14 protein-coding genes are annotated in these 19,350 nt (G+C 71.2%); 10 read left to right on the forward strand and 4 right to left on the reverse strand.

Going from position 1 to position 19,350, the window contains the following annotated elements; translation table 11 throughout:
• The first annotated feature begins 20 nt into the window (after positions 1-20).
• From ABT123_RS03980 to ABT123_RS04010, 7 genes are all read left to right on the forward strand, one after another.
• Positions 21-1,928, forward strand: a complete 1,908-nt coding sequence (locus ABT123_RS03980; RefSeq protein WP_351309410.1) for a hypothetical protein — start codon at positions 21-23, stop codon at positions 1,926-1,928.
• Between the two features lie 108 nt (positions 1,929-2,036).
• A complete protein-coding gene (locus ABT123_RS03985) occupies positions 2,037-2,435 on the forward strand; it encodes a hypothetical protein (RefSeq protein ID WP_351309413.1) in 399 nt (132 codons plus the stop codon).
• Positions 2,432-3,004, forward strand: coding sequence for a hypothetical protein (locus ABT123_RS03990; protein WP_351309416.1), 573 nt, complete (start codon positions 2,432-2,434; stop codon positions 3,002-3,004). The genes ABT123_RS03985 and ABT123_RS03990 overlap by 4 nt, the downstream gene beginning before the upstream one ends.
• Positions 3,004-7,521: a putative T7SS-secreted protein gene (locus ABT123_RS03995; protein ID WP_351309419.1), complete on the forward strand. Its 4,518-nt coding sequence runs from the start codon at positions 3,004-3,006 to the stop codon at positions 7,519-7,521. The genes ABT123_RS03990 and ABT123_RS03995 overlap by 1 nt, the downstream gene beginning before the upstream one ends.
• Positions 7,522-7,528: 7 nt before the next feature.
• Positions 7,529-7,981: a hypothetical protein gene (locus ABT123_RS04000; RefSeq protein ID WP_351309422.1), complete on the forward strand. Its 453-nt coding sequence runs from the start codon at positions 7,529-7,531 to the stop codon at positions 7,979-7,981.
• On the forward strand, positions 7,978-8,448 hold the full coding sequence (locus ABT123_RS04005) for a hypothetical protein (RefSeq protein WP_351309425.1): 471 nt from the start codon (positions 7,978-7,980) through the stop codon (positions 8,446-8,448). Before ABT123_RS04000 ends, ABT123_RS04005 begins: the two co-directional genes overlap by 4 nt.
• The gene (locus tag ABT123_RS04010) at positions 8,435-8,827 is read left to right on the forward strand and encodes an Imm50 family immunity protein (protein ID WP_351309428.1); all 393 of its coding nucleotides are present in this window, start codon (positions 8,435-8,437) and stop codon (positions 8,825-8,827) included. The genes ABT123_RS04005 and ABT123_RS04010 overlap by 14 nt, the downstream gene beginning before the upstream one ends.
• Before the next feature lie 18 nt (positions 8,828-8,845).
• On the opposite strand, the gene ABT123_RS04015 is transcribed toward ABT123_RS04010, so the two are convergent.
• A complete protein-coding gene (locus ABT123_RS04015) occupies positions 8,846-9,301 on the reverse strand; it encodes an Lrp/AsnC family transcriptional regulator (protein ID WP_351309431.1) in 456 nt (151 codons plus the stop codon).
• 130 nt (positions 9,302-9,431) lie between these two features.
• Between ABT123_RS04015 and ABT123_RS04020 the strand changes: the two genes are divergently transcribed.
• From ABT123_RS04020 to ABT123_RS04030, 3 genes are all read left to right on the forward strand, one after another.
• The gene (locus tag ABT123_RS04020) at positions 9,432-10,442 is read left to right on the forward strand and encodes an asparaginase (RefSeq protein ID WP_351309434.1); all 1,011 of its coding nucleotides are present in this window, start codon (positions 9,432-9,434) and stop codon (positions 10,440-10,442) included.
• Between the two features lie 110 nt (positions 10,443-10,552).
• Positions 10,553-11,725 (forward strand): NACHT N-terminal Helical domain 1-containing protein, encoded by a 1,173-nt coding sequence (locus ABT123_RS04025; RefSeq protein WP_351309436.1) that lies wholly within the window; start codon positions 10,553-10,555, stop codon positions 11,723-11,725.
• Positions 11,638-13,794 (forward strand): NACHT domain-containing protein, encoded by a 2,157-nt coding sequence (locus ABT123_RS04030; protein WP_351309439.1) that lies wholly within the window; start codon positions 11,638-11,640, stop codon positions 13,792-13,794. Before ABT123_RS04025 ends, ABT123_RS04030 begins: the two co-directional genes overlap by 88 nt.
• A gap of 38 nt (positions 13,795-13,832) precedes the next feature.
• On the opposite strand, the gene meaB is transcribed toward ABT123_RS04030, so the two are convergent.
• The 3 genes from meaB to ABT123_RS04045 are packed head-to-tail and all read right to left on the reverse strand — an operon-like array spanning position 13,833 to position 18,937.
• Positions 13,833-14,837 (reverse strand): methylmalonyl Co-A mutase-associated GTPase MeaB, encoded by a 1,005-nt coding sequence (gene meaB, locus ABT123_RS04035; RefSeq protein WP_351309442.1) that lies wholly within the window; start codon positions 14,835-14,837, stop codon positions 13,833-13,835.
• Positions 14,838-14,846: 9 nt separating this feature from the next.
• Complete coding sequence (gene scpA, locus ABT123_RS04040) at positions 14,847-17,036, reverse strand: methylmalonyl-CoA mutase (RefSeq protein WP_351309445.1); 2,190 nt, start codon at positions 17,034-17,036, stop codon at positions 14,847-14,849.
• Complete coding sequence (locus ABT123_RS04045; RefSeq protein WP_351309448.1) at positions 17,033-18,937, reverse strand: methylmalonyl-CoA mutase family protein; 1,905 nt, start codon at positions 18,935-18,937, stop codon at positions 17,033-17,035. Before ABT123_RS04045 ends, scpA begins: the two co-directional genes overlap by 4 nt.
• Positions 18,938-19,350 lie beyond the last annotated feature (413 nt).

The following is a 19,350-nucleotide window of genomic DNA, read 5'->3' on the forward strand; positions in this document are numbered from 1 at the left end:
GCAGGTAGGCAGGAGCCATCGTGGACGTCCATGAGTTGCGCAAACACGCGGCGGCGCTCCGGTTCACCCCGCAGGAACCGGTGCGGTGGCTGGCACCGAAGGAGCTGGCCCGTACGGCGGTCAAGGTCGGGCTGGCCGCCGTGTTCGCCGACTACGCGGACAAGCGCGAGATCCAGGGCGCGCTCAAGGCCGGCCTGCTGCGGGCACCCCTGGCGGATCCCGGCTCTGCGGAGATCTGGATCGACTTCGTCGCCGACCTCGGCGACGGCTTCGAGGCGACCTGCTCGGTGGCGTCCGCCCTGGCGGCGGACCGGCAGACCATAGCCGGGGCCGCTGCCGGCGCCGGTGCCGAGCCCGCCGGGCCCGTCTCGTTGCCCCGCGCCTCGCTGCTGGTCCTCGGCGGGGACCAGGTGTACCCGGTGGCCTCCACGACGGCGTACGAGGACCGGATGAAGGGCCCCTACCGTGCCGCGCTCCCGTCGGCGCCGGACCAGCCGCTGATGGTCGCGCTGCCGGGCAACCACGACTGGTACGACGGCCTCACCGCGTTCCTGCGTACGTTCGCCCAGGGACGGCGCATCGGCGGCTGGCAGACCCGGCAGACCCGGAGCTACTTCGCCGTGAAGCTGCCGCAGCGCTGGTGGCTCGTCGGGCTGGACAGCCAGCTCGACTCCTACTTCGACGACCCGCAGCGGCGCTACTTCGAGTCCTACCTCACGCCGCGACTGCTGCCGGGCGACAGCGTGATCGTCTGCTCCGCCGAGCCCACCTGGGTGAAGAGCGACGAGGAGTCCAACGCCTTCAACTCCCTGCACTGGTTCGACCGGAACGTCATCCGAACCCGGTTCGACCGGGCGACCGGGAGGCGCGAGGAAACGGGCGCGTCGATCCGGCTGTGGCTGACCGGCGACGCGCACCACTACGCCCGCTACGCGGAACTCCTGCCCGAGGAGCAGCCCGGATCCGGCGGGACATCCGGCGGAACATCCGACGGGATATCCGGCGCGACCCTGCCGCCCGATCCCCGGCGGCGCCAGATGGTGACCTGCGGCCTGGGCGGCGCCTTCCTGGCGTCCACGCACCGCCTGCCGAAGGTGCTGCCGCTGCCGCCCGCCGCCTCGCGGATGCGGGAGAAGGACGGCCCGCCGGCGCCGTTCGCCCTCGCGCAGCAGACGTATCCCGATGAGAAGGAGTCCCGCTCGCTCGCGCGCGGGATCGCCAAGCCCTGGTCGCGTTACTGGCTGCCGCGGCGCAACCCCGGGTTCGCCGTACTGGCCGGGGTTCTGCAACTGGTGCTCGTGCTGCTGGTGGGTTGCGCGTTCGCGGTGGCGGAAGGAAGCCGCAATCCGGTCGACGCGATACGCCGGGCCGGCACCGACGACCTGGTCGGCCTGCTCTGCACGAGTGTGGCCCTGTTCGGTCTGCCCTTTGTGTTCGGGTGGGGGAGCGGGCTGCTGCCCGGACATCGGCCCAGACCGCCGACCGGCGCGATCACCGCCGTGCTGTTCCAGCTGGCGGTCGCCGTCGCGGCACTGGCGGTCGCCGTCGCCCTGGCCCGTCCGGTCCCACCCTCCTGGAACGGGGGCTGGGTGCTGCTGATGCTGCTGGTCGTCGCTGCGGTGACGGGGGCGTTCCTGGGCTCCGGGCTGTTCGCCCTGTGGGTGCTGTGGACGAACCGGGGCACGGTCGCCGAATGGCAGATGTCCGGTCAGTCCATCGACGACCACAAGGGGTTCCTCCGGATGCACATCGCACCGGACGGCACGCTCACCCTCTACCCCCTGGCGCTTGACGGCACCTGCCGTGACTGGCACCTCGCCGAGGTTGCGGACACCCCGGTTGCATGGGTGCGGCCGATGCCCGGAACGCCGCCGGCCGTGCGGCTGATCGAAGAGCCCGTCGTGATCGCGCGGACGGGCGCTGCGTAGCGACCGGACACGTTTGTTTCGTATCAGCATCACGAACATGTAGACCCCCTGTTGGGCCGGCCGGCCCGGTCGCGTAGGTTGGACGGCCGAGCGAACGGGGGCGTTGCCGTGGAGTTGACCGAAGAGATAGCCCGGGTGCGGGCAGGGGACGGGGATCCGGGGCGGCTCGTGGGGGAGTTCCGGCGGGCGGTGCTGTTGGTGCCGGTCGTGGACGGCGGGCTGATGTCCGGGTTCCAGGGCGGGATCCGCTGGATCTACGCGTTCACCGATGAGGCGGCGCTCGCCCGTTTCGCGGTCAAGCGGGGCATGCCGGCCACCGAGGAGCTGGAGTTCCTGGCCATCCTGGGGGCGCGGCTGGTGGATGGCGTGGTGCCGGGGCTGGACGGGCCGACCGGGGTCGCCGTCGACGTGGCCGACGAGGACGGGGCGATGTTGTTCCCGCCGGTGAGCGGGATCGTGCCGGATGCCGTCGCCGTCGATGCCGGCACGGAGGGGGACGGCCGGTGAGCGGCAATGAAGACCTGGGGATGGACGCATCCGCGGTCAAGAACATCACCGTGGGACTGCGCGGCGCCATCGCCGAACTGCGCGAGATCGGCACGGCCGGCGGCGCCTCGATGGGTGCCGGTTTCGAGTCCCTGTCGATGACGGGGATGGAGGCCGGGCACCCGGGGGTGGCGGACCTGTTCGAGGATTTCTGCGAGCGCTGGGAGTGGGGCGTACGGGCGCTGATCCAGGATGCCAGCACGCTCGCGTCCAATCTGGGCATCGCGGCGGGCACGGTCTGGGAGGAGGACCAGTACATCCAGGGTGCGTTCAAGGTCGGGGTGAACTCCCTCTATGGCAACCCGCACGCCTTGGAGGACGACATCGAGAAGAAGTCCTGGGACGACATCACGCGTCCGCCGTGGGAGGTCTACAAGCCGGACTGGAGCGGCGAGTCCTTCGAGAAGATGCAGAAGGACGTCGCGGAGAACTGGTCGCAGACCGGTGAGACGCTCAAAAACAACGGCCAGATCGGTTCGCTGAACGACCTGCTGCAGCAGACGGCCGGGAACGACGGGGGCAAGGACTGATGAGCTGGCGGGACTTCACCCCGGACTTCATCGAGGACGCCGGCGAGGATGTCGTCGAGGGCATAGGCGACGGCGTCGAGTGGCTCGGCGACAAGACCGCCGATCTCGCCGAGGACGTCGGCTGGGACGACGGCGCGGACTGGGTCCGGGAGAAGAGCCGGTCGCTGGCGAACTCCATGGGGGCGGAGGTCGCCGAGCTGGAGCTCGACCAGACCGAGGACCCCAAGAAGATCATCTACGGCAGTGTGTCGAAGATCCGGTCGAACGCCAAGCACCTCACCGACTTCCGGACCAACTTCGACAAGGTCGGGACGGGCATCAAGGGCTTGAGCGCGGACTCCATCAAGGGCGTGACCGCCGACGCGTACGCCGAGCACGTCGCCAAGCAGCCGCCGAAGTGGTTCAAGGCCGCCGACGCCTTCGAGAAGGCCGAAGGCGCCCTGACCCGGTTCGCCGAGACGGTGGAGTGGGCGCAGAACCAGGCCCGGGACGCCATCGAGGAGTACAAGAAGGCGAAGAAGGCCTCCCAGGACGCGCGGACCGCGTACAACGCGAAGGTCGACGAGTACAACGACGCGGTCAAGGCGAAGAAGGACGACCTGCCGCCCCGCCCCTCGGGCTTCACGGACCCGGGCGAGGCGGGCATCAAGGCCGCCTACGACAAGGTGATCAGCGCCCGCGAGCAGCGCAACGAGGCCGCGGAGACTGCCAAGACGGCCCTGACCGCGGCCCGTGACGCCGCCCCGCCCAAGCCCTCGTACGCGCAGCAGGTCGGCGACGGCTTCGAGGGCATCGCGATCGACGCCAACCACCTGGTCGGCGGCGTCATCAAGGGCACGGCCGGCATCGTCAACTTCGCCCGCTCCGTCAACCCGCTCGACCCCTACAACCTGACCCACCCGGCCGAGTACCTCACCAACCTCAACAACACGGTCACCGGTCTGGCGGTCGCGGCCAACGACCCGCTCGGCACCGCCAAGAACATGATCGACGCCTTCCAGAAGGACCCGGCGGAGGGCCTCGGCAAGCTGATCCCGGAGATCCTCGGCACCAAGGGCCTGGGCATGGCCAAGAAGGCGGCGACCGTCGGCAAGTACGCCGACAACGGCAAGCCCTCACCGCCCCGCCAGCAGGTCGACAGCGACGGCCCGAACACCACCTGCCGCACCCCGAAGGACAAGGTGTGCGTGGACGACCCGGTCGACGTGGCCACGGGCCGGATGGTCCTCCCCCAGACCGACCTGGTTCTGCCGGGTGCCCTGCCCCTGGTGCTCAACCGCACCTTCGAGTCCTCCTACCGGGCGGGCCGCTGGTTCGGTCCCTCCTGGTCCGGAACCCTCGACCAGCGCCTGGAGATCGACGCCGAAGGCGTGATCCTGGTCGGCGAGGACGGCGGCCTGCTGACCTACCCGCACCCCGCCCCCGGCCTCCCCGCACTCCCCACCCACGGCCGGCGCTGGCCGCTGGCCCGCACCCCCGAGGGCGACTACACCGTCACCGACCCCGAATCGGGGCGGACCTGGAGGTACGGAGCCGAGGGCACGCTCCTGCAGCTGGACGACCGCAACGGCAACTGGATCGCGTACGAGTACGACATCGAGGGCGCCCCCACCGGCATCAGCCACAGCGGCGGCTACCGCGTCCGGATCACCAGCGCCCACGGCCGGATCACCTCGCTGTCGCTGGCCGAAGGCACCAGGATCCTCGACTTCGGCTACACCGAGGGCCGACTGACCGAGGTCGTCAACTCCTCGGGCAAGCCGCTCCGCTTCGACTACGACGACCAAGCCCGAATAACCTCCTGGACCGACACCAACGGCCGCCGCTTCGACTACAGCTACGACGACCGGCACCGCTGCATCGCGCAGTCCGGCACCAACGGCCACCTGAACATGCGCTACGCATACGAGGAAGGCCTCACCCTCGCCACGAACGCGCTCGGCCACACCCGCCGGTACACGGTCAACGAGCGCGCCCAGGTGCTCTCCGAGACCGACGCCACGGGTGCCGCGGTCCACACGGAGCGGGACCGGTACAACCGCGTGCTGTCGCACACCGATCAGCTCGGCCATGTCACCCGGCTGACCTACGACGAGGCGGGCCGCGTCACCGCGATCGAGGGTCCGGACGGGCGGACCTCCTCCGCCGAGTACAACGCGCTGGGGCGCCCGGTCCGGGTCGTCGGCGCCGACGGGTCCGTGGTGCGCCAGACCTACGACGAGCGGGGCAACCTCACCGCCATGACGGGCCCTTCGGGGGTCACCACCCGCTTCGGGTACGACGAGCGGGGCAATCTCGCCTCGGTCACCGACGGCCTGGGCCACACCACGACCGTCCGGTGCGACCCGGCGGGACTGCCGGTCGAGCAGACCGATCCGCTGGGCGGGGTCACCCGCTGGACCCGGGACGCCTTCGGCCGCCCGGTGGCGGTCACGGACCCCCTCGGCCACACCACCCGCATGGCGTGGAGCGTGGAAGGGCGGCTTGTCGAACGGGTCGCCGCGGACGGCACCAAGGAGTCCTGGACGTACGACGGCGAGGGCAACTGTGTCCTCTTCACCGACGCGGCCGGGGGCACCACTGTCTCCGAGTACGGCGATTTCGACCTGCTCGCGGCGCGTACCGGACCCGACGGCGTCCGGTACGCCTTCGCCCACGACGCCGAGCTGCGGCTCACCGGTGTCACCAACCCGCAGGGGCTGGCCTGGACGTACTCCCACGATCCGGCCGGCCGCGTGATCAGCGAGACCGATTTCGACGGCCGTACCACCGGGTACACCTATGACCCGGCCGGGCGCCTGACGGAATGCACCACGCCGTCGGGTGCCCGCATGTGCTACGAACGCGACGAGCTGGGCCGGCTGGTCCGCGAGGACGTGAACGGGAAGGTCCGCCACTACGAGTACGACGTGGCCGGTCAGCTGGGCCGCGTGTCGGACTCCGAAGGCGAGGTCCTGCGCCTGTGGGACCGGGCCGGACGTCTCGCCTCGGAGACGGTGAACGGCCGGACCCTGTCGTTCACCTACGACCGGCTGGGCCGCCGGACGAGCCGTACGACACCGACCGGATCCGTCGCCGCATGGACGCACGACGAAGCCGGGCAGCAGGTGCGCATGGACACGTCCGGGCGGACCGTCACCTTTGAACGCGACGCGGTGGGCCGGGTGCTCTCGCGGACGCTCGGCGACGGGACGTCGGTCTCCCACACCTATGACGAACTCGGCCGCCGGACCGGGCAGGCGCTCGTCGGCCGGGACGGCCGGACCCTCCGCCGACGGGGCTACGCCTACCGCGCCGACGGAGCACTCACCGCGATCGACGACTCCGCCACCGGGCAGCGCCGCTTCAGCCTGGACACCGCCGGCCGGGTCACCGCGGTGGATGCCTCCGGCTGGAGCGAGCGGTACGGCTACGACGAAGCCGGGAACCAGACGACGGCCCGGTGGCCGCAGACCCACCCCGGCGCGGAAGCGGTGGGCGAGCGGGTCTACGAGGGCACCCGGGTGCGGCGCGCCGGCTCGGTGCGCTACGAGTACGACGCGGCGGGCCGGGTCATCCTCCGGCAGAAGGTCCGGCTTTCGCGGAAGGCGGACACCTGGCGGTACGCCTGGGACGCCGAGGACCGGCTCGTGGGGGTGGTGACCCCGGACGGTACGGAGTGGCGCTACCGGTACGACCCGCTCGGCCGCCGCACGGCCAAGCAGCGGCTCACCGACACCGGCGAGGTGGCGGAGGAGGTCCTGTTCACCTGGGACGGACCGGTTCTCTGCGAGCAGACCAACGTCTCCGACGAGCTGCCGCACCCGGTCACGCTCACCTGGACGCACCAGGGGATGCACCCGGTCACCCAGACCGAACGCATCACCGCCGAATCACCGCAGTCCGAGGTCGACACCCGGTTCTTCTCGATCGTCACCGACCTCGTCGGGACCCCGACCGAACTCGTCGACGAGGAGGGGGAAGTCGCCTGGCACACCCGGGCGACGGTGTGGGGCACTACTACCTGGAACCGAGACGCGACGGCCTACACGCCGCTCCGCTTCCCGGGCCAGTACTACGACCCGGAGTCGGGTCTCCACCACAATGTCTTCCGCACCTACGACCCCGAGACCGCGCGCTACCTTTCGCCCGACCCCCTCGGGCTGGCCCCGGCGCCCAACCCGGTGGCGTACGTGCACAACCCGCACACCTGGTACGACGCCCTCGGCCTCACTCCCTGCGGCATCGACCTCTCGCAGGCGACGCCGCACCAGGGGCGCTTCCCCAAGACGGCCAATCCCGACGAGATCCTCGTACGCCGCAAGGAGGACGGAACGGTCACGGCGTACGCGGTCTACGGGCCGGACGGGCTGCCGCTCAAGCGGGTGGACGTGGATCCGGACTCCGCACCCCACGGCGGCGTACCGGCACCGCACGTGCTAGAAACCCACAGGAACGTCAACCCCAAAACAGGTCAGGAGTTCCTGACCTGGGACAAAATGCCTCGACCCGCCCGCCCCGATGAACTGCCGAGATGATGACGTGATGGAACCGATGGACGACCCGGACATCAGGGAATGGGTCACCGCTGTGGACGGCGACGTCGACTATCTGGACTTCCTGGCGCAGCGGGTGGGCATCGCCGAGTGGTCGGCGATCGCGCGCGTGTTCCTGCCCCGGTTTGTCGAGGTGGGGGACTGCGTGCTGTGGGACCGCGTCTACGAACCCGGGAACTTCGCACAGTGGCAGACGGAACTCCCCGGGAATCCCACTGCGGTGGAGGCCGTCCTCAACCAGTTCCGGCTGTGGCAGTACCTCGATCTCGATTCCGACTTCGACGCCCAGGCGACGGCCCTGGCCGAGGACATCGCCTTCTGCTGGCGCGGCGCGCTCGCGCGGCAGTTCCCGGCGCGCGAGTTCGAGGTCTCGGTACTGGCCACGGAGGACGGCCCGGTCGTCCGCTGCACGACGATCCGCCCTGTGCCGTCCGGCCCGTGATCGATCTCACCGACCTCGTCGACCTCCGCTTCGAGGAACTGCCCGAGCTGACCGGGGTCCGGCTGCGGTCGGTGCGCATGGACGGGTGGGCTCCGACCGTCACGCTGCGCATCGACCTGCCGTCCCTTGCGGGCCGGTGGGAGGCCGGGCCCGGCGAGACCGTGCAGTGCCACCTGCAGTTCGGGCATGTCGCGGACTTCGAGATGGAGGGCTGGAGGCCGCCCGCGACCGTGGATTTCTCCTTCGAGGAGCTCCCGGACCACCGGCTGGCCGTACGGGTTGCCGGGCCGGGGGTGCGGGTGGCGTTCACCTCGAACGCCTCGCCGCTGGCCGGCCACCTCAGTGTGTTCGCGCAGGATGCCGAGGGTGGGGACGGCGGCCCGCACGCCTTCGTGCGCAAGCTCGACGTCAGGCTGTACGACACCGTCCCGCCGGTCACCGCGAGGACCTTCTATGAACACCTTTGAGTTGAACGACTTGCATGAGCTGTACGAGCTGTATGACAGCCCGCCGGACCTCGGCGGCTGCCTGATGTTCTCCGCGCACATCGACGAGCGGGACACGTCGGTGACGCTGGGCTTCCAGACCGACCGGCTGCCCGACCGGCCCCGCCCGGAGTGGGCGGACACGACGTACAACACCTTCGTGTTCTCGCTGGTGTTCCGTGAGGTGGCCGAGCTCCGCATCCGTGGCATCCTCGCCGAGGCGCAACGTGAGGTGTCCCTCGTACCGGGGCCCGAGGGCCGCATCGCCGTCTCCGTGACCGGCCCGCACCGCTCGATCGCGTTCACCGCCGGGGACTGCGGCGTCACCGGCGTGGGGGTTCGGCTCCAGGGCGGGGTGTGAGCCTGCGCAGGGTGCCGGTCAGCGGTCGACCGGCAGGCCCGTGGGTTCCTTGATGCGCTTCATGATGATCTGGGAATTCACCTCGGTGACCCCCGAGAGCGCGGTGAGCTGCTCGATCCAGAGGCGTTCGTACGCGCGCAGGTCGGCCACCGCGATGCGCAGGAGGCAGCCGGGGCTGCCGAAGAGTCGGTACGCCTCGATGACGTCCGGGATGTCCTGGAGGGCGGCCTCGAAGGTCTCCACCGCCTCCCGGTCCCGCTTGACCTCCACCGACACCAGCACCTCGAAGCCGCGGCCGACCGCCTCCGGGTCGATTACCGCCCGGTAGCCCTGGATCACGCCGTCCTGTTCTAGCTGCCGTACCCGGCGCATGCAGGGGGACGGGGTGAGGCCCACGCGCTGGGCGAGCTCCTGATTGCTGAGCCGGCCGTCCCGTTGCAGCTCACGCAAGATTTCTCGGTCGATCGCGTCCATGAAGCAATGATCCCCCAAGGTTTGTGAACAGCTGGCCGGAATTGGCAATCCGATTGCGCCTGAGACTTCCTATCATTGCTGGATACGTATATGTGTACGAGTCGATGCGAGTCGAAGGGTGGGCAGGGTCGTGGGACGGATCGTCGTCATCAGCACCGGCGGGACGATAGCGAGCCGCTGGCAGGGTTCCGGATTCGCCGCCGACGCGGACGGACGCGAGGTCATGGCCACCGCGCCGGTCCCGGAGGGCGTGACCGTCGAGGTCGTCGACCTGTTCAGCGTGAACAGCCCCCGCCTGACCACGGCACACCAGCTGACCCTGCTGCGCACCGTCCACGAGGTGCTGGCCGACCCCGACGTCGAGGGCGTCGTGGTCACGCACGGCACGGACACCCTGGAGGAATCCGCCTTCCTCGTCGACCTGCACCACCACGACCCGCGGACCGTGGTGTTCACCGGCGCGCAGCTGCCGATGGGCATCGAGGACGGGGACGGCCCGGCCAACCTCTACGACGCGCTGCTGGTCGCCGCCCGCACCCGGGGCCTCGGCGTCCTGGTGTCCTTCGCCGGGCGGGTGCACGGGGCGCGCGGCACCATCAAGACGCAGACCCTGGCGGCGGACGCGTTCGCCGACCCGTCGGGGGAGTGGCTCGGGAAGATCGGCTTCGGGAAGGTGACGGTGCTGCGCGAGCCGCAGCGGCCGAAGCCGCTGCCGCTGCCCGCCATGCCGGACGCCCAGCCGCGGGTCGACATGGTCATGCACCATGCCGACGGCGACCCGGTGCTGCTGAACGCGGCGGTCGAGGCGGGCGCGCGGGGTGTGGTGCTGGTCGCCACCGGCGCGGGCAACGCCACGCCGGAGATCGTGGCGGCGGTCGAGGCGGCGGTGGACCGCGGGGTGCTCGTGGCGCTGACCACGCGGGTGCAGGCCGGTCCGGTGACCGAGATCTACACGCACGGCGGAGCCGTCGACCTGGTCGCGGCGGGCGCGGTCCCGACCGGAACCCTACGCGCCGGGCAGGCGCGGATCGCCGTACTGGCGGCGCTGCTGGCGTCCCCGGAGCGCGACGAGCAGGAGCGGGTGCTGCGGTCCGTGCTGGAGGCCCCGACTCCGTCGGCCTCGGTGCCGGCCGCCGTCTAGGCCCGGTCCGGGTTATCCACAGGCCCGGTGGGGCGTCGGCCCAACCGCCTACGATTTGAGCATCGTTCGGAGCTCATCGGGGGGCGGGTATGGAACCGGGGATCATCGGGATGCGGTTGGCGTCGGCAGCCGTCGCCCCGCTGCTGCGAAAACTGTTCGTCACCGAGGGGCCCGGGGCCGGGGTCGTCGACAAGCCGATCCGGATCTCCGGGTACGTCTCCTTCACGGGGGAGAAGCGCTCCCTCACCGGTGCCGACGTCCGGGACCTCGCCGCCAGGCTGGTCAAACAGGCCCTGCGGACCGGCGGCGAGCGCCCCGTCCCGGCGGACGAGGAACAGGCGGTCGCCGACGCCCTGGCCGCGACCCTGCACGCCCTCGGTGATCTCACCCTCACCGACCTCGAGGCGGTCCGCCTCGGCCACCGGGAGTTCGCCCGGGAACTGCGCCGTGCGGGCGGTCGGCCCGAGCGCGAACTGAGCGCGGACGCCACCTACTTCTACGAGCGGCTGCTCGACGCGGCCTGCCTGCACATCCTGCACTTCTTCACCCAGCGGTCCACGTTCGTGGCGCACACCCTGGTCGAGCAGACGCGGGCGGTCGGCGAGCTGACTGCCAAGGTCGACGAGCTGATCCGCCGCAATCCGCTGCCGGGCGGCGAGGACGCCGCGTTCGAGCAGGGGTACCTGCAGTACGTGGCGAAGAAGCACGGCAAGCTCACGATCTACGGGATCGACCTCAACCGGTCGCCGGCCCGGTGGCCGCTGGATGTCGCCTACCTGAGCCTGGAGGCGACGTCGACCGTGCCGACGCCCTTGCACCGGGAGCTGCTGAAGCGCATCGAGGACCGCGTGGTCGCAGAGGCCGACATGGCGGCCGTGACGCAGGACCAGTGGCTCGCGTATTCGGTCGCCGCCGGTCCGCGCCTCGCGGACCAGGCGCTTGCCGACAGCCCCCGGGTCCTGCTCCGCGGGGAGGCCGGCTCGGGCAAGACGACGTTGGTCCAGTGGCTCGCGGTCACGGCCGCCGGGCAGGAGTTCTCGCCCCGGACTGCCTACCTGCACGACCGCATTCCCTTCGTCCTGCCGCTGCGCAGACTCACCCGGCAGGGCGGACGCCTCCCGATGCCGAAGGACTTCCTGGAGGCGATCGGCTGCAACCTGGCGGGGACCCAGCCGACGGGGGCTGGGAGCACCGGGTGCTCACGGCAGGACGGGGCCTGGTGCTGGTCGACGGCATCGACGAGGTGCCCGAGCGCGAGCGCGAGCGGACCCGCACCTGGCTGAGCGAGCTGATGGACCAGTACGACGGCGACAACCGCTGGCTGGTCACCTCCCGTCCGTCCGCCGTGGGCGAGCAGTGGCTGGCGGAGGCGGAGTTCAGCGAGCTGACCCTGTCCGCGATGGGCCCCGCCGAGGTGGCCACGTTCATCCGGCGCTGGCATGCCGCGGCCCGGCCGGACGCCGAGGACCCCGCCGAGCTCGACGCGTACGAACGGGACCTGCTCACTGCCGTACGCACCAAGCCCGACCTGGGCCGGCTGGCCACCAACCCGTTGATGTGCGGGCTGGTCTGCGCCCTGCACCGGGAGCGGCGCGGCTACCTGCCGCACGGCCGCAAGGAGCTCTACGAGGCCGCGCTCTCGATGCTGCTCAGCCGCCGCGACCGGGAGCGCGACATCGAGGTTCCGGAACTGGGCGAGGACGCTCAGCTCGACCTGCTCCAGCGACTGGCGTACTGGCTGATCAAGAACGGCCGTACGGAGATGGCCCGTCCGAGGGCCGACGACATCATCGGGCGGGCACTGCCCGCCGTTCCCGAGCTGGCCGCGCTGGGGGACGCGGGGGCCGTCTTCGACCACTTCCTGCTGCGCAGCGGGCTGCTCCGGGAACCCGCCCCGGACTCGATCGACTTCGTCCACAAGACCTTCCAGGACTTCCTCGGGGCCCGCGCGGCCGTGGAGGAGGGCGACTTCGGTCTGCTGATCGGCCGCGCCGGGGACGACCAATGGGAGGACGTCATCCGCATGGCGGTCGCCCTGGCCAAGCCGCGCGAGCGTGCGGAGATCCTCCGGGGCCTGCTCGCGGAGGGAGACCGGGCCTCCGACCGGCGGACCCGGTCCCGCGTCTATCTGCTCGCCGCCGCCTGCCTGGAACAGGCCACCGTCCTCGACCCCGCCGTGCGTGACCTGGTGGAGCAGCGGACGGCCGGGCTCATTCCGCCGGGAAACGCGGAAGAGGCACGCGCGCTGGCGGAAGTCGGTCCCCTCATTCTGGGGCTTCTCTCCGGCCCGGAGGGGCTCGACGACAGGTCGGCCTGGAATGTGGCCATCGCGGCCTCGAATGTCGCCTCCGGCGCCGCGATTCCCTTCCTGGCCCAGTTCGCCGAGCATCCTTTCGTCCCCGTACGCTCCCAGCTCGTGTGGGCGTGGTCGCGCTTCGACAGCGCCGAGTACGCCGATGAGGTGATCGCCCACCTGAAGCCGGACAATCTCATGTACACCGTGCAGTCCGATGAACAGCTGGATCAGCTGATCCGTCTTCGGCTGCGGCCCAGTCGCCTGGACATCAGGGGTGGTGTGTCGATCGAAGCGCTGTGTACGTACCTCTCCGGTTCCAGCATCACGGCACTCGAACTGTCCCACGGGGCCGTGCGCGACCTGGAATTCCTGGCAGGGCAGGATGAGTTGCACTCACTGGTGATTCGCGACTGCCCGGCTCTCGTCAGCCTTGCGGGGATCGGCGGGGTGCCGCTCCGCATGCTGGATATCCACATTGCGAGCCCGCAGCTCGACATGGGTCCGGCCTCCGGGCTGGCGAAGCTGGAATTCCTGGCCTTCCGCAGTCCGTCCGACACGGCATGGGACTGCGGAACGATCCTGGCTGGAGACACGCTCCAAGAGCTCCGACTGCTGGGCGGCTTGAGACCCGTGCACGGGCTCACCGGTCTCGGTGCCTGTTCCCGGCTCAGGTACCTCGCCCTGAATCCCGAATTCAGCCCGGGGTCGGCCGAGGACTGGCGCGAGATAAGCAGCCTTCCCCTGCTCAAGAACCTCCGGCTGGACCCCTCGTCGATCGAGAAGCTTCCAGAGGAGGCCACCTTGGCAGGGATCACCGACCTGACTCTGGTCGGCGGCGGGAACGGCGTGCTGCAATCAGTAATTCACCGGCTGCCCGAAGCATTTCCGCAGCTGCACGCCTTGGACATCGGGCGCGTGGTCACGGACGGCCACGTGGATGTCGCTCCGCTGGCCGGACTCGTCTTCCTGAGCGACGTCTTCGTTCCGGTGGGAAGTGACAGCGTCCGGGGGGCCGACGCATTGCCCCCCGTTGTGAAACTGCACCACCTCTTGTGACCCGCCCGGGGGCGGGGGCAGGGGGCATGCGGCGGCCCTCAGGCCCCCGCTGCCCCCGCCGCCTCTCCGAACGCCGCCAGGATCCGGTCCGCCGCCGAGGTGGCGGTCAGGTGTCCGTCGCGGACCGCCGCTTCGAGTTCCGGGGCCACGCCCCGGACCCCCGGGTGCGAGCGCAGCCGGTCCAGCAGCTCCTCCCGCACCATCGACCAGGTCCATTCCACCTGCTGGGCTGCCCGCTTCGCCGCCAGGCGGCCCGTGCCGGACAGCAGTTCGCGGTGGGCCTCCAGGCGGGACCAGACCTCGTCCAGGCCCGTCGACTCCCGGGCGCTGCACGTCAGGACCGGCGGGGTCCAGCCCGCGTCCGCCGGGTGCATCAGGCGCAGGGCACCGGAGAGTTCGCGGGCCGCCGAGCGGGCCTCGCGCTCGTGCGGCCCGTCCGCCTTGTTGACCGCGAGGACGTCCGCCAGCTCCAGGACGCCCTTCTTGATGCCCTGCAACTGGTCGCCCGTACGGGCCAGGGAGAGGAGGAGGAAGGAGTCGACCATGCCGGCCACCGTCGTTTCGGACTGGCCGACGCCGACCGTCTCCACCAGGATCACGTCGTAGCCCGCCGCCTCCATCACGATCATGGATTCGCGGGTGGCCTTCGCGACCCCGCCCAGGGTGCCCGCCGAGGGCGAGGGCCGGACGAACGCCGCCGGGTCCACTGCCAGGCGTTCCATCCGCGTCTTGTCGCCGAGGATGGAGCCGCCCGTACGCGTGGAGGACGGGTCGACGGCGAGGACGGCGACCCGGTGGCCGAGCGCCGTCAGCATCGTGCCGAACGCGTCGATGAAGGTGGACTTGCCCACGCCCGGGACGCCGCTGATCCCGATCCGGCGCGCCGCGCCGGAATGCGGGAGGAGCTGCGTCAACAGGCGTTGGGCCAGCGCCCGGTGGTCCGGGCGGGTGGACTCGACGAGGGTTATGGCGCGCGCCACCAGCGCGCGCTTCCCGTCGAGCACACCCTTCGCGTACGCGTCGATGTCGATTCTCGGGGGCATTCCCTCGGCCTAGAGGTCGTGACCGAGGTCCCCGGCCAGCCGGGTCACCAGGTCGTGCGCCGCGTCCGGAATGATCGTGCCGGGCGGGAAGACCGCCGTCGCACCCATCTCCAGCAGCGTGGGGACGTCCGCCGGCGGGATCACCCCGCCCACCACGATCATGATGTCCTCACGGCCCTCTTCCGCCAGCTGCTCGCGCAGCGCCGGTACGAGGGTCAGGTGGCCGGCCGCCAGCGAGGAGACGCCCACCACGTGGACATCCGCCTCGACGGCCTGGCGGGCCACCTCCGCCGGGGTCTGGAACAGCGGGCCGACGTCCACGTCGAAGCCGAGGTCGGCGAAGGCGGTCGCGATCACCTTCTGGCCGCGGTCGTGCCCGTCCTGGCCCATCTTGGCGACCAGGATACGGGGGCGCCGGCCCTCGGCCTCCTCGAACCGGTCCACCAGTGCGCGGGTGCGCTCCACCGACGGGGACTCCCCTGCTTCGTTGCGGTACACACCGGAGATCGTACGGATCTGGCTCGCGTGCCGCCCGTACACCTTCTCCAGGGCGTCCGAGATCTCGCCCACCGTCGCCTTCGCCCGCGCCGCGTTCACCGCCAGGGCGAGCAGGTTGCCGTCGCCGCGGTCCGCCGCGTTCGTCAGCGCCCGCAGGGTGTCCTGGGTCACCGCCTCGTCGCGCTCCTCGCGCAGCCGCCGCAGCTTGGCGATCTGCTGGGTGCGTACCGAGGAGTTGTCGACCTTGAGGACCTCGATCTGCTCGTCCGAGTCCACCCGGTACTTGTTGACGCCGATCACCGGCTGCCGGCCCGAGTCGATCCGCGCCTGGGTACGGGCCGCGGCCTCCTCCACCCGGAGCTTGGGGATGCCCGCGTCGATGGCCTGCGCCATACCGCCGGCCGCCTCGACCTCCTCGATGTGCTGCCAGGCCCGGCGGGCCAGGTCGTACGTCAGCTTCTCGACGTACGCGCTGCCGCCCCACGGGTCGATGACCCGGCAGGTGCCCGACTCCTGCTGCAGCAGCAGCTGGGTGTTGCGGGCGATGCGGGCGGAGAAGTCCGTCGGCAGGGCGAGGGCCTCGTCGAGGGCGTTGGTGTGCAGCGACTGGGTGTGGCCCTGGGTGGCGGCCATCGCCTCGATACAGGTGCGGGTGACGTTGTTGAACACGTCCTGCGCGGTGAGCGACCAGCCCGAGGTCTGCGAATGCGTGCGCAGGCTCAGCGACTTGCTGTTCTTCGGGTCGAACTGCTTCACCAGCCGCGCCCACAGCAGGCGGGCCGCGCGCAGCTTGGCGACCTCCATGAAGAAGTTCATGCCGATCGCCCAGAAGAACGACAGCCGCGGCGCGAACGCGTCCACGTCCAGCCCGGCACCCTGCCCGGCCCGCAGGTACTCGACCCCGTCCGCGAGGGTGTACGCCAGCTCCAGGTCGGCCGTGGCCCCCGCCTCCTGGATGTGGTACCCGGAGATCGAGATGGAGTTGTAGCGCGGCATGTTCTGCGAGGTGAAGGCGAAGATGTCGGAGATGATCCGCATCGACGGCTTCGGCGGGTAGATGTAGGTGTTGCGGACCATGAACTCCTTGAGGATGTCGTTCTGAATGGTCCCGGCCAGCTTGTCGGGGGAGACGCCCTGCTCCTCCGCCGCCACGATGTAGAGCGCCAGGACCGGCAGCACCGCGCCGTTCATGGTCATCGAGACGGACATCTTGTCCAGCGGAATGCCGTCGAACAGCTGCCGCATGTCGTAGATGGAGTCGATCGCCACACCCGCCATGCCGACATCGCCGGTCACCCGCGGGTGGTCGCTGTCGTAGCCGCGGTGGGTCGGCAGGTCGAAGGCGACCGACAGGCCCTTCTGGCCGGCCGCGAGGTTGCGCCGGTAGAAGGCGTTGGACTCCTCGGCGGTGGAGAAGCCGGCGTACTGCCGGATCGTCCAGGGCTGGTTGACGTACATCGTCGGGTACGGGCCGCGCAGGTACGGCGCCACGCCCGGGTAGGTGCCCAGGAAGTCCAGGCCCTCCAGGTCCCGCCCGGTGTACAGCGGCTGCACGCCGATGCCCTCGGGGGTCTCCCACAGCAGGTCTGAGGCGGCGGTGCCGGTGGACTCCTTGACGGCCGCCCGCCACTGGTCCTCGGTGGCCCCGGACACAGCGCCCGGGCTGCCGAGCGACAGCTCGGAGAAATCGGGGATGCTCATCGGGCAATTCCCATCCGGTCGAGTACGGAGGACAGCACGGCGACCGCGTCGCAGCCGGCGAAGACGTACTCGTCCACGGCCGCCTCGGCGGTGCCGGGCCGGCCGGCGAGGAACACGGTCGTCGCGCCCGCCGCCCGCAGGGCCGCCGACACGGCAGCGGCCTGCTCCTCGTACAGGGCGTCGCTGGAGCAGATCACGGCCATTCCGCCGTCCGCACCGCTCGCGGCGAAGGCCGGGCCGGCCGTCTCCGGGTCCACCGACACCGGGTCGTGCACGGCCTCGATGCCGCCCGCCTGGAACAGGTTCGCGGCGAAGGTGGCGCGTGCGGTGTGTGCGGCGGCCGGGCCGAGCGCGGCCAGGAAGATCCGCGGCCGGGCGCCGGTGGCCGCGAGGTGCGCGTCCGAGCGGGCGCGCAGCGCCTCGTACGCCTCGTCCCGGCGGACCCGGGGGAGACCGCCGGAGGCCGCTTGGGGGGCCGGCTCGCGGGCCGGCAGCTTCTCGGAGAGCAGCGGGAACTCGCTGACCCCGGTGACGGGCTCGCGGCGGGTGGCCAGCTTCTTCGACCGGGCGGCCCAGGTGGCGGCGAGCCGCTCGGCGACCAGGCCGGAGCGCAGGGCGGCGGCCTGGCCGCCGGCCTGCTCGATGCTCCGGAAGAAGTCCCAGGCGGCGTGGGCGAGTTCGTCGGTGAGCTGTTCCACGTACCAGGAGCCGCCGGCCGGGTCGATCACCCGGGCCAGGTGGGACTCCTCCAGCAGCACGGTGGAGGTGTTGCGGGCGATCCGGCGGGCGAAGGCGTCCGGCAGGCCCAGCTCGTGGTCGAAGGGGAGCACGGTGACGGAGTCCGCGCCGCCCACCCCGGCGGCCATGCAGGCCACGGTGGTGCGCAGCATGTTCACCCACGGGTCGCGGCGGGTCATCATCACCGGCGAGGTCACCGCGTGCTGCCGCTGGGCGCCCGCCTCCGGGGCCCCCGAGACCTCGGCGATGCGGGCCCACAGCCGGCGGGCGGCGCGCAGCTTGGCGATGGTCAGGAACTGGTCGGCGGTGGCCGCGTAGCGGAACTCCAGCTGCCCGAAGGCCGCTTCGGTGCTGAGGCCGGCCTCGGTGAGGGCGCGCAGGTAGGCCACGCCGGTGGCCAGGGACAGGCCCAGTTCCTCGGCGGCCGAACCGCCCGCCTCGTGGTACGGCAGCGCATCCACGGTGAGGGCGCGCAGGCCGGGCCAGCCGGCGGCGGTCTGCCGGGCCAGGGCCAGGGCCGGAGCCGGGTCGAGGGCCTCGCCGGTGCGGGCCTCGTGGCCCAGCGGGTCGGCGCCGAGGCTGCCGTGCGCCGCCTCGGCGGGCACGCCGCGCTCGGCGTATAGGTGCAGCAACTCGGCTGCGGCCTCGGGGTATTCGGCGCCGGCGTCCAGGGCCACCGGGGCCAGGTCGAGGTAGACCCCGTCGAGTGCGCGGGCGAGACCGGAGACCGGGATTCCGCCCTGGCCCACGGTGATCCACAGCGAGGTGACCCCGTTCTCCAGGTCGGCCAGGACCGCCTCGTTGAGCCGGGCCGGATCGGTGTGCACGAGCCGCTGCCGTACGTCCCAACCGGAAGCCACGTTGCCGGCCGCCCGGCCGCCGCGGACGAAGGGCGCGAAACCGGGCAGTCCGGTCTCGGCCCGGCCGTCGGCGGCGCTGGGCGTGGCCGAGGCGGCCGTGGTGGCCGTGGTGGCCGCGGTGTAGAGCGGGCGGGTGCGGAGCCCGTCCTCGAGCTGGGTGGACAACGCGTCTTCCGCGGCCGTGCCGGAGGCTTCCTTGCCCGACTTGCGCAGTACGCCTTCTACCAGGCGCTGCCACTGCTCATGTGTCGCGTCAGGGAACTCGGCGGCCAGGGAGAGCCCGTCGTCAGGCAGGACCGTCATGGCTCGAATGCTAGGGGGGTCACTCAGGCGAGACCATAAGCGCTGGATGTGATCTCGCCCTCGCAGGTGAAAGAGGACGGATCGGATGGAACGTGAGTTCCGGTTGACTTCGACGGATCGCTGACCAGCGGTCCGAGCGATACGGCCGCGGCGACCCCGGACAGCACCGCCGGGCCCGCATACGGAACGCCGACCCGCGCCGGCTCGGCGCAGACGCGCCTCGGGGCGCAGGTCTACCGGGATCCGGGGCCGGCCGATGCCACCGGTGCGCCGTCCGGGCCGTCCGGGCCGTCCGGGCCCGTCCGTTCCGAGCAGCTCGCGCAGCACGGCGGCGTTCGCTGCGTGGCGGTCGCATTGCGGGGCCGTGAAATCCCCCGGCGGGACCGACCGGTTGGTCAGCACGGCCTGTGGGC

It is taken from the genome of Streptomyces sp. NPDC002054 (genome assembly GCF_040296685.1).
In the GTDB taxonomy this organism is placed as follows: domain Bacteria; phylum Actinomycetota; class Actinomycetes; order Streptomycetales; family Streptomycetaceae; genus Streptomyces.